This is a genomic window from uncultured Mailhella sp. (genome assembly GCF_944324995.1).
In the GTDB taxonomy this organism is placed as follows: Bacteria; Desulfobacterota; Desulfovibrionia; order Desulfovibrionales; family Desulfovibrionaceae; genus Mailhella.
This window is the reverse complement of the sequence record NZ_CALUYL010000002.1, coordinates 144,768-155,147: the sequence shown is the minus strand read 5'-3', so window position 1 is coordinate 155,147 and position 10,380 is coordinate 144,768. Positions and strand designations below refer to the sequence as shown.

Sequence of the window (10,380 nt, the reverse complement as noted above, 5' to 3'; positions counted from 1 at the left end):
GTCCACCCTGAGCCGTGTGCTTGAGAACCACGTAAAAAACAAGCGCCGTGTGCTTGAAAACCACGTAAAAAACAAGCTATGAAACAACATTCCTTTTCGGCAACGTTCATGTTGCTCGGCATCGTCTTCTGCACCTGTCTCATCATTTCCAATCTGCTGGCCGCCAAAATCTTCATGCTGGGCTCGCTTGCCCTGCCTGCGGCCGTCATCATCTTTCCCGTTTCCTACATCATCAACGACTGCATCGCCGAAGTATGGGGCTTCCGCAGGGCCCGCTTCATCATCTGGACGGGCTTCGCCATGAATTTTCTTGTGGCCGCCCTCGGTCAGATCGCCGTCTTTCTGCCGTCCGCGCCGTTCTGGGACGGAGAGGCGCACTTCAATTATCTGTTCGGCCTGGCTCCGCGCATCGCCGCGGCGAGCTTTCTTGCCTTCCTGGCGGGCTCCTTCCTCAACGCCTACGTCATGAGCCGCATGAAGGTGGCTTCCGGCGGACGTCATTTTTCGGCCCGCGCCATTCTTTCCACGCTGGTGGGCGAAGGCGTGGATTCCCTTATCTTTTTCCCCTGCGCCTTTGCGGGCGTGCTGCCGCTCTCGGCCATGATCCCCATGATGCTCGCCCAGACCGCGCTCAAGACACTGTATGAAATCGTCGTGCTGCCCGTGACCATTCGCGTGGTGAACTACGTCAAGCGCGTGGAGGAAACCGACGTGTTCGACGAAAACATTTCCTACAACATTCTTAAGATCCGGGAGGTGTAGTCGTGTCCGGAGCACTGGTTGTTTTCAGCGGCGGGCAGGACTCCACCACCTGCCTTTTCTGGGCCCGCGAACGTTTTGAAAACGTGCGCGCCCTGAGCTTCTTTTACGGACAGAAGCACCGGCACGAACTGGATGCGGCCCGCGCCATTGCCGAAGAGGCGAAGATTCCTCTGGACGTGCAGGACGTGAGCTTCATTTCCCGCATAGGGCGCAGTTCCCTGACGGACGCCTCCATGACCATGGACAGGGAAAAGCCGCAGGACGGCTGGCCCAACACGTTTGTTCCGGGGCGCAACATGTTCTTTCTCGGCGTGGCCGCCGTGTGCGCGCGGGAACAGGGCATGAGAGACATCGTCACCGGCGTGTCCCAGACGGATTTTTCCGGCTATCCCGACTGCCGCGACACGTTCATCCGCTCCATGAACGTCACGCTGAATCTGGCCATGGCCGAAGAGTTCGTGATTCACACGCCGCTCATGTGGCTCGACAAGGCGCAGACATGGGAACTGGCCGACAGGCTCGGCGTTTTCGAGCTTGTGCGCACGCGCACCGTGACCTGCTACAACGGCATAGCGGGCGACGGCTGCGGACAGTGCCCTTCCTGCATTCTCCGCAGGCAGGGGCTGGAGCGCTACCTGGAAAAGAAAAGAAAGGCGGAGTCGATCTCCGCAGGAGAACAGCGCCATGCATGACCGCAGCGAAGATCATCTCACGCTTCTGGGCTCTCCCACGCGCTACCGGCAGGACTACGCGCCCGAAGTGCTGGAAACCTTTGAAAACAGACATCCCGAACACGACTACTGGGTGCGCTTCAACTGTCCGGAGTTCACCAGTCTCTGCCCCATCACCGGTCAGCCGGATTTCGCGGAAATACGCATCGAGTACATTCCCGACGTGAAGATGGTGGAGAGCAAGAGCCTGAAGCTGTATCTGTTCAGCTTCCGCAATCACGGGGACTTTCATGAAGACTGCGTGAACGTCATCATGAAGGATCTCGTGAAGCTCATGGATCCGCGCTACATTGAGGTGACGGGCATATTCACCCCGCGCGGCGGCATATCCATTTATCCGTACTGCAACTACGGCCGTCCGGGCACGAAATACGAAAAGATGGCCGAGTTCCGCATGATGCGTCACGATCTGGCCTGATGAGAAATCGTTGCCGCTGGCGGCGCGGATCGTCTCCTGCGCCGTGTCCCTGCGGGGAAAAAGCCGCTTAAATGTATCGCCCGGAAGAGCCGATGGGTTCTTCCGGGCGATGAAGGTTAAAAGCCTTTGCGGCGGTTCGGGGAAAGGCAGCCTTGTTCAGGAGCTTTTCCCCGTTTCATGTTTAAACCGTTTCCTTCTTTTCCTCGTCCGCCTTTTCCTTGTCGGCTGCGGCTTCGGCATCGGCTGCGGCTGCGGCAGGGGCGGGAGCCGGAGAGGCCTCGTCGCTGCGCATGTGGACATCCAGCTGCGGGAAGGAGATTTCGATGCCTTCCGCGGCGAACACTTCGTTGATCTTCAGGCGGATGTCGGACGTAATGGCCATGGCGTCGTTGTACTCGCGCACCCAGAAGCGGAGAATGAGGTCCAGGGAGCTCGCGCCGAAGTTGACGAAGTAGGACGTGGGTTCGGGATAGAACAGCACCTTGGGATGCTCGCGGGCGATTTTGAGCATCATGTCGAGGCATTGCTTCACGTCGGAGCCGTAGGCCACGCCCACGGCGATTTCCTTGCGCACGCGGCGGTTGTTGTGCGTCCAGTTGGTGAAGGTGCTGTTCAGGAAGCTGGAATTGGGAATGAAGATGATGGCGTTGTCGTAGGTTTCCACCATGGTGGAGCGGATGTTGATCTTCTTGACCACGCCGGTGATGGTGCCGACCTGCACCACGTCGCCTTCGCGGATGGTCTGGCCGAAGATGACGGACAGGCCGCTCGTGAAGTTCTGGACCATGTTCTGGAGACCGATACCGATACCCACGGAGAGGCCGCCGGCGATCATGGAGAGGCTGGAGAGGTTGAATCCCAGGGCCTTGAGCGCGTAGAGGCCGAAGAGCGCCCAGAGCAGGCACTTGTAGATGACCTGCATGGGGGCGAGCAGCGAGACGGATATGCGGGATATCTGCGCCTGCATGCCGGCCATGAAGGTGTTGCCCACGGCGAGCATGGCGCGGGTGAGGTAGAACGCGATGAAGATGCTGAGGATCTGCATGGCGTTCAGCGACACGTCGCCGATGTTGAAGCCGAGCGTGGCCATGTGCTGCAGCAGGAACCAGCCGCCGGGGTAGGCCATGATCCAGAGCACGGCGGCCATGACGGAGATGAGCAGCACCACGGGCATGATGAGGGCCATGGCCAGGCTGGCCATGACGGCGAGCGTGCCTTCCTTGGGCAGGTGCGACTCTATGAGATGTTCCACCTTGAAGAGGGACACGCAGAGCATGATGGTCACCGTGATGGAGGTGAAGCACATGCTTATGAGAATGGACAGGCGGGAGAAGCCGACCAGGCTTATGATGAGCGTGATCCACAGCTGGATGGTGTAGAGCCGCATGATGGTGCGCGGCAGAGGCTGCGGCGGCAGAGGCAGGGAGCGGGTCTTCCAGAGATCGACGGCCTGCACGATGACCCACGCCACGCAGATGAACAGCGGGAAGGGATCGAAGTTGAGCAGCACCATGCCTATGAGCAGGGGCGGGAACATGGGCCACAGCGGAGAGAGGCGCGGGCGGTTCGGGTTTTCAAACTCGTAGAGATCCCAGGCAAGGAGCATCTGGCCCCAGCACAGGCACATGGTGCCGAGCGTGGCCACGATCTGGTAAAGCTTGCCGTCGTCCCAGGCCGAGAGGTGGATGGACAGACCGACGGCTATCCAGATGGCGCTGTTGCGCATGACCCTGTCCACGCCGGCCTGCATCTGTTCCGGCAGTCTTCTGCGCGCGGTATGGCGCAGGGCGAGGCCGAAGAGCAGGCAGAAGAGCAGGGAGGTCGCGATGCGCGTGAGCATGGAGAAGAAGGCGTCCATGCTGCTCGGCAGTTCCGTGGTCAGACGCAGGGAGAAGAGTTCCTCGAGGGAACCGAGGTTGCGGATGTCCCTGCCCCAGGCCACCACGTCGTAGAAATGCCCGGACGACTGGAAATAGTAATTGTTCCAGAGCGTGGGCATGTTCTTCATGACCTCGTCGATGCGCGTCTGCACTTCCTGGATGAGGTCGAGCGCCGGAGCGATGATGCGGTCGTAGCGCGTCTGAAGATTGGAAATGTTCTTGTTGGCTTCCTTGAGGCGGCTTGAGAGCTTGCCGCTCACCTCGGTACCCTGTCCGGAAAGCGACTTGTCCAGGAGCGCGAGCGCCTGCTTTTCCTTTTCGAGTTCGGTCTGCGTGTTCTGGAGCGGCAGTATGAGCGCCTGCGTGCGCTCCTTGATGCGGTGGAAGCGTTCCACGAGCACGGTGAGATCGGAGGGCATGCTTCCCGTGGCCTGAGAGAGCGCGTCGAGCTTCTGGAACTCCTGTTCCAGAAGGGAGATGCTCTGACTCGTATCGGAGGAGAGGGCGGAAAGACCGTCCTTGAGGGTCTGCGTGTGCTCGATGATGCCCGCAAGCTGGGCGTTGTGCGTGGCGAGCAGCGCGTCCCAGGCTTCCTGCACGCTCTTGGCCGCTTCGGCGGCCCGTTCCGCTTCCGCCTTCTTGGCTTCTTCCGCGGCCTTGGCCTCGCTTTCGGCTTTGGCCTTGGCTGCGGCCTCGGCCTCCTCCTTGGCGTCGGGCTGTTTGTCGTCGGCGTTCTTGGCGGCCTGCTTGGCGTTGTCCGCCTGGGCGGCCGTCGCCTGCGGAACGGCGGAACCGACGTTCATGAGCGACAGGCCGAGCGCAAGCGCGACGGCAAGAGTAATGATCAGACGTGAACTGCGCATGGACTTCCTCGAAAAGGCGGCCGGCTATCGGCTGGCGCTGAGGGTGAACGAAAGGGTAACCCGCTGTTCCGCGTGCTCCGGAGGCACGGGAATGACGCCGGGAGTGCGCACGGCGGCCATGACGGCGGCATCGACCTCGGCGTTGCCGGACGGACGGCTTATCCGGCAGTCGCGCACGGTTCCGTCGGCCCAGACGTCCAGTTGTACCACAGTTGTCCAGGAGCCGGAAAGGCCGTGAGGCATAATAATGTGCGGCGCTATGGACTGGCGCAGCATTTCGGCGTAGCTCGGCGCGGGAGCGTTGCTTGCGGAGCCGTCGCCGGGGCCGTAGGCCATGGCCAGCGAGACGCGGGCTTCCGCGTTGAACGGCGGGAAGGGATAGGGCGCGGCGTTGTGTGCGGCCGTGCATACGGAGGCGTCGGCGCCCGGGCTGGCGGAAGCCTGAAGGATAGCGCAGTCGGTCACGTGACCCGAGGGATCGATGCGAAGTTCCATCACGGCCGTGCCGCGGGCGCCCTCGGGCTGACGCCAGACGCGCAGAATCTGACTGAGCACCTGGGTGCTGTAGCCGCCGATGTTGTCGGCCGCGGCGCTGAAGGCCGGAGCCGTGGAGGGCGCGGCAAGAAGGATGAGGGCAGAGACTGCAAGAAGGGCCGTTTTCCCGGCCGGGACGCGGGCCTCGCGGGAAGGGACGGACGCCGCGCGGCGGAACGCGAGACGGGGCAGGACGTGACGAATGTTCATAAAAACTCCAGAGCCGGCCCCGATGAAGGACATCGGAGCCGGCTGTTGCAAAAAAGAGTGTTCGGGCCTCAGCGGCCCATCATCTGCAGAGAGTTGAAGCTGATGACAAGATCCTGCTGCGCCGGAGTGGGCGGCGGGGGCAGGGTTTTGGTGCGTATGATGGCGTTGACGGCGGAGGCGTCGAACTCGGGTCTGCCGGAGGAACGTTCGATGTGGCAGTCGAGAACGTTGCCCTGCTTGTCGAGCTTGATGCGCACCTGCACCACCATGTTGTTGCGCGAGTAGGTGGGCATGCTCCAGTTGGGCTGTACGGCCAGAATGACCTGGGCCACGTACACGTCGTAAATGCCGCCGCCTCCGGGGCCGTCGCCTTCGCCGCCGCCACCGCCCACGCCGGTTCTGCCGACCTGTTTTTCCAGATCGGCCAGCGCGCGCGACGCGGAGGTTCCGCCGCCCTTGCCGCTGGTGTTGGAACGGGCCTGCTTGCGGGCGTCGGCCAGAGCGTCGGCCAGAGCGTCCTTGCCGCTGTCGCTCCTGTTCTGCGACTTGCTTTGCGATTTGCTCTGCGTCTTGGAGCTCTGCGGTTTGGCTTCGGTTTTCTTTTCGGGCTTGGGCTCGGGTTTCTTTTCCGCCTTGGGATCAGGTTTTTTCTCGATCTTCGGCTCGGGTTTGGGTTCCGGCTTGGGCTCAGGCTTGGGTTCGGGCTTTTTCTGCTGCTGCGGAATCTGCACCGGATCCTTCTGCGGTTCGGGCTTGGGTTCCGGTTTCGGCTCGGGTTTTGGTTCGGGCTTGGCTATGGGAGCTTCTTCAGGCTTCGGCGCGGGGGCGGGCTCGGCCTTGGGCTGGGCGGCCGCTTCCGTGGAAGCCACCTGTTTGCCGGTAACGGGGGGACGCGCCCCCAGCACGGGAGAGGGCAGTTTTTCGCCGCCCGGAGCGCCCATCACGAGGCTGACCTGATACACGGGCCGCGTGATGTCCAGCGGGGGACGCAGCGGCACGTACAGTATGAAGGCCAGCACTGCCAGATGGAGCAGTATGGATATAAAAAGACTGCTTATTCGCATGGGAGTATGTATTGCCGTCTAGCGGCGGCGCTGCTGGGCGCTGCCGGACTGCGCAGGGGCAGCGCTTTCCGTGGAGGGCATGGCGACCACGCCCAGCTTTTCGATGCCCGCGGCCTTGATGCGGCCCATGACGTCCACCACCAGACCATAGGGCACGGCCTTGTCGGCCTGCAGGAAGAGCGCGCGATCCTTGTCCTTCACGAGGGTGACGAGACGTTCTTCCAGCTCTTCGAGGGGCACTTCGTAGGTGTCGAGATAGAGGGAGCCGTCTTCACGAACGGTGAGCACCAGATGTTCGGAATCGGACGGCAGCGTGTCCACCTGCTTGGCCTGGGGAAGATCGACGTCGAGTCCCGAATCCATCATGGGCGCCGTGACCATGAAAATGATGAGCAGAACCATCATGACGTCCACGAAGGGCGTCACGTTGATTTCCGAAACGAAGCCTTTTTTTCTGGCCATGACTGCGCCCTACCTGTCGTTGCCGCGGAAGTGGTGAACGTTGACTTCGCGCTGCACGCGGTTCAGAAAGATGCCCGCGAAGTTGATGAGGCGGGTTTCGATGCTGTCGAGCTTGCCGAGAAACATGTTGTAGGCGATGGTGGCGGGCACGGCCACGCCGAGGCCGATGGCGGTGGCGATGAGGGCTTCGGAAATGCCGGGGGCCACGGTGGCGAGGGAGGCGGACTTCATCTGACCGATGGCGTGGAACGAGGTCATGATGCCCCAGACCGTGCCGAACAGACCGATGAACGGCGCGGTGTTGGCGGCCGTGGCGAGGATGGAAAGATGCTTGTGCAGGCGGTCGATTTCCAGACCGACGCCCTGATTGAGCGCGCGGCGCACGGTTTCGACCACGACGCTTTCGTCGGCGCCGACTTCCTTGCCGTTGTTGAATTCGCGCACGCCGTGCTGTGCCACGCCGTAGAGCGGAGAGGAGGGATCGCCGCCGAGGCTCTGCACGGCCTGACGCAGGTCGGGAGCGTCGGTGAAGCGGAGGATGCCCGCCGTGGCCTTGCGTTCGGCCGCGGAAAGCGTGATGATCTTGCTTATGATGACGGTCCAGCTGAGGATGGAGAGCGCAATGAGTATGACCATGATGAGCTGGGCGACGAGACTTGCGCTGGCAAAGACGGAAAAGATGTTGTAGTCCATGGGTGCTCCGAAGATATCCGATAGATTGCCGACGTAGAAGCCGCGCCGGCGCGGAAGGGGTCCGCTCTGTTCATATGCTTGAGCGGAACCGGATGCAACGAAAAAAATCGCGCGCCCGCCGCAATGCGGAGGGCGTGACAGACGGCCGCCTTTTGCGCTAGTGTTCGGAAATCCGAAGGAGATTCCCTATGTTCTGGCGCTCTGTCTGTTGTGCGGCTCTTGCCTGTATACTGTTTTTGCCTCCGTCCGTCAAAGCCGGGGAGAGCTATTCCATGGAGAGCGCCGTCGAGCGCGCGCTGCAGAAGAATCCCGACGTGGAGAGCGCCCGCTTCACGCTGCAGGCGGCGGAATCCGCGCGCAAGGCGGCCCGCAGCGACTTCGGTCCCACACTGGACGTCAACTACAGCTATTCGCGCTACAACAAGGACCGGCCTTCGCGCTACGAGCCCAACGTGACCACCATGACGGTGCAGGCCAGTCAGCCGCTGTTTACCGGATTCAATCTGCTGAACGCCTATCAGAAGGCCGCGCTGGAAGAGGAGCGGCAGGAGCTTCAGCTGCAGGCGCAGCGGCTTACCGTCGTCGCCGACGTGCAGGAAGCCTTCATTTCCTATCTTAAGGCGGAAGCGAGCATCAGCAGCACGCAGCGCTCGCTGGAAAGGGCGCAGGCGCAGCTCAACATGGCAAAGACCGCGTGGAACATCGGACTTCGTCCGCGGCTCGACGTGCTTCAGGCCGAAACCGATCTTGCGCAGACCGAAGCGCTGCTCATCAAGTACGAAAACGACCGCAACGTGTGGCTCACCAGACTGAACACGCTGCTGGATCTGCCTCCGGACGCGCCCGTGGCCTATCGCGGAGATCTGGAACTGACGCCCTTCAAACGCACGCTGGAAGCGTGTCTGCGCCAGGCGCTGGAATGCCGCCCCGATCTGCTCATGGCCAGAAAGTCGGTGGAGATGGCCTTCAAGGATCTCGGCATGACCAGGAGTCTTTTCTGGCCGCAGGTGTCGGCGATTGTGGGCTGGTCCACCACGGGCAGCCATCTCGATGCCGCAGGCAGCCGGTACACGCAGAAGGATTATTCCTACGGGGAAATAGGCCTGTCCGTGAACTGGACGCTGTTTTCCAGCGGCAAGCGCTTGTATCTCACGCAGCAGGCGCAGCGGCAGATTTCCGCGCTGGAGGCGGCGGTGCGCTCTTCGATCAACAACTGCGCCTATGCGGTGCGTTCGAGCCTGCTGTCCACGCAGGACGCGTATCGTTCGGTGAAGGTGTCGCAGCGCGCCGTCGTCAGCGCCCGCGAGTCCTATGCGGACGCCAAAATGCGCTACGAACTGCAGTCGGGCTCCTACCTCGACCTGCTGACGGCGCAGTCCGCGCTTTCCGACGCGGAACTTGCGGAAATCTCCTCCCGCGCCGACTGCCTCATCGCGCTTTCCCAGCTGTATGAAACCATGGGCGAGCTGCATCCCGATCTTCAGGACAACCGCCCGGAAATCTCAAAGAAAAACAAGTAACGCTCTCAGGCGCGCCGCGAGAAACACGCCCTGCGGACGGCGGCCGGAAGGGCAGCCGGGGGCGGCGCGTTTTTCATACGCCGACATGCGTTGTTTTCAGGAGAGTTTTCTGATTCGTTCTTCCATGGCGTCCAGCATGGCCCCCGGACGTGTTCCGAGTGCTTCGGAAATTTTGAAAAGCATTTCGAGATTCGGATACTTGTGCCCGCTTTCGAGCATGCTGACATACGGGGCCGCCACTCCAAGAATTTCGCTCAGTTTTTCCTGCGTGAGCCCTTTTTCCTGACGCATCTGACGCAAAACCGGCCCGAAGGCATCTGACTTTTTTTTCATATCCTTCAGCTAGTCCATTGCGTTTAAAAAAAAATTAACCTATAGCTTAGAAAATAAGCGATAGGTTAAGTCTGCCCCATGCGCGTCCCGGGCCGTCTGGATTGGCAAATCGCTTGTGAGAGAGGTGGGATATCAACGATCGTCGTCATCCATAAGGGGGAGAACAATATGAAAACGTCGTTCTTTATGGAGAAGAACAACGGCGCAGGCAGCATTCTTGCCGACACGGCTTTGTTCAGCAGAGAATGTGTGCTGGCGGTGTCCGGTATCTATGAAAAAGAATATTATATTTCAATAGATATCATTGAAAATGATGTAAAAATCACCATGTCGGGAAAAGATGAGGCTTCTTTCCTCCAGTCATTCGAGTCACGCAAGTCACTACAGTCACAGAAGCCATTATTCCAGCAGATGGTGATCGGTGACCCCCCTCTGAACGGAACAAGCCGGGTATAAAAAAGGCCGTCGCTCTTCACAAGCGGCGGCCTTTTCTTGCAGGTGTCGGAAAATTACAGCGTGGCCTTGTAGACGTCGGCGGAGAGCAGGCCGTCCACGGAGGCCATGTCTTCGGGCTTTACGCGGATGAGCCAGCCTCTGTCGTAGCAGGAGGCGTTGAGCAGGGTGGGCGTGCCGTCGAGATCGCCGTTCACGGCGGAAACTTCGCCGGCCACGGGCATGAACAGCTTGTTCACCGACTTGATGGACTCCACTTCGCCGAATTCGTCGCCGGCGGCAAAGCTGTCGCCTTCCGAGGGGAGATCCACGTACACCACTTCGCCGAGCTGATCCTGCGCGTAGTCGCTCACGCCGATCACGATTTCCTCGCCGTCCTTGCGGACCCAGATGTGTTCGTCGGTGTACTTGAGGTCGTCAGGAAAAGAAAGTTCCGCAACAGTCTTGGCCATGGGGA

At 60.8% G+C, this 10,380-nt stretch carries 12 protein-coding genes; 5 read left to right on the top strand and 7 right to left on the bottom strand.

What is annotated here, in order from left to right; all coding sequences use genetic code 11:
• Positions 1-108: 108 nt before the first annotated feature.
• Genes Q0K02_RS02600 through queF form a run of 3 tightly spaced genes read left to right on the top strand, consistent with a single transcriptional unit; the run spans position 109 to position 1,911 of the window.
• Positions 109-762 (top strand): queuosine precursor transporter, encoded by a 654-nt coding sequence (locus Q0K02_RS02600; RefSeq protein ID WP_294484819.1) that lies wholly within the window; start codon positions 109-111, stop codon positions 760-762.
• 2 nt (positions 763-764) lie between these two features.
• Positions 765-1,454 (top strand): 7-cyano-7-deazaguanine synthase QueC, encoded by a 690-nt coding sequence (gene queC, locus Q0K02_RS02595; protein ID WP_294484818.1) that lies wholly within the window; start codon positions 765-767, stop codon positions 1,452-1,454.
• Entirely contained in the window at positions 1,447-1,911 is a 465-nt protein-coding gene (gene queF / locus Q0K02_RS02590) for a preQ(1) synthase (protein WP_294484815.1), read from the top strand. The genes queC and queF overlap by 8 nt, the downstream gene beginning before the upstream one ends.
• A 181-nt stretch (positions 1,912-2,092) precedes the next feature.
• Here queF and Q0K02_RS02585 read toward each other — a convergent pair whose 3' ends face one another.
• From Q0K02_RS02585 to tolQ, 5 genes are all read right to left on the bottom strand, one after another.
• Complete coding sequence (locus Q0K02_RS02585) at positions 2,093-4,654, bottom strand: mechanosensitive ion channel domain-containing protein (protein WP_294484813.1); 2,562 nt, start codon at positions 4,652-4,654, stop codon at positions 2,093-2,095.
• A 24-nt stretch (positions 4,655-4,678) separates the two neighbouring features.
• The gene (locus Q0K02_RS02580; RefSeq protein WP_294484811.1) at positions 4,679-5,398 is read right to left on the bottom strand and encodes a TonB family protein; all 720 of its coding nucleotides are present in this window, start codon (positions 5,396-5,398) and stop codon (positions 4,679-4,681) included.
• Between the two features lie 68 nt (positions 5,399-5,466).
• Entirely contained in the window at positions 5,467-6,462 is a 996-nt protein-coding gene (gene tolA, locus Q0K02_RS02575; protein WP_294484808.1) for a cell envelope integrity protein TolA, read from the bottom strand.
• 18 nt (positions 6,463-6,480) lie between these two features.
• Complete coding sequence (locus Q0K02_RS02570) at positions 6,481-6,924, bottom strand: ExbD/TolR family protein (RefSeq protein WP_294484806.1); 444 nt, start codon at positions 6,922-6,924, stop codon at positions 6,481-6,483.
• A 9-nt stretch (positions 6,925-6,933) separates the two neighbouring features.
• Positions 6,934-7,617 carry a protein TolQ gene (gene tolQ / locus Q0K02_RS02565; RefSeq protein WP_294484804.1) on the bottom strand — a complete coding sequence of 228 codons (684 nt, stop codon included), beginning with the start codon at positions 7,615-7,617 and terminating at the stop codon, positions 6,934-6,936.
• A 272-nt stretch (positions 7,618-7,889) separates the two neighbouring features.
• Here tolQ and Q0K02_RS02560 point away from each other — a divergent pair, with 272 nt between their 5' ends.
• A complete protein-coding gene (locus Q0K02_RS02560; protein ID WP_294484802.1) occupies positions 7,890-9,137 on the top strand; it encodes a TolC family protein in 1,248 nt (415 codons plus the stop codon).
• A gap of 96 nt (positions 9,138-9,233) precedes the next feature.
• On the opposite strand, the gene Q0K02_RS02555 is transcribed toward Q0K02_RS02560, so the two are convergent.
• Positions 9,234-9,470 (bottom strand): helix-turn-helix transcriptional regulator, encoded by a 237-nt coding sequence (locus Q0K02_RS02555; RefSeq protein WP_294484800.1) that lies wholly within the window; start codon positions 9,468-9,470, stop codon positions 9,234-9,236.
• A gap of 168 nt (positions 9,471-9,638) precedes the next feature.
• On the opposite strand from Q0K02_RS02555, the gene Q0K02_RS02550 reads away from it, so the two are divergent.
• Complete coding sequence (locus tag Q0K02_RS02550; protein ID WP_294484798.1) at positions 9,639-9,926, top strand: hypothetical protein; 288 nt, start codon at positions 9,639-9,641, stop codon at positions 9,924-9,926.
• A gap of 53 nt (positions 9,927-9,979) precedes the next feature.
• On the opposite strand, the gene gcvH is transcribed toward Q0K02_RS02550, so the two are convergent.
• Positions 9,980-10,375, bottom strand: coding sequence for a glycine cleavage system protein GcvH (gene gcvH / locus Q0K02_RS02545; RefSeq protein ID WP_294484795.1), 396 nt, complete (start codon positions 10,373-10,375; stop codon positions 9,980-9,982).
• Between the last annotated feature and the right edge of the window lie 5 nt (positions 10,376-10,380).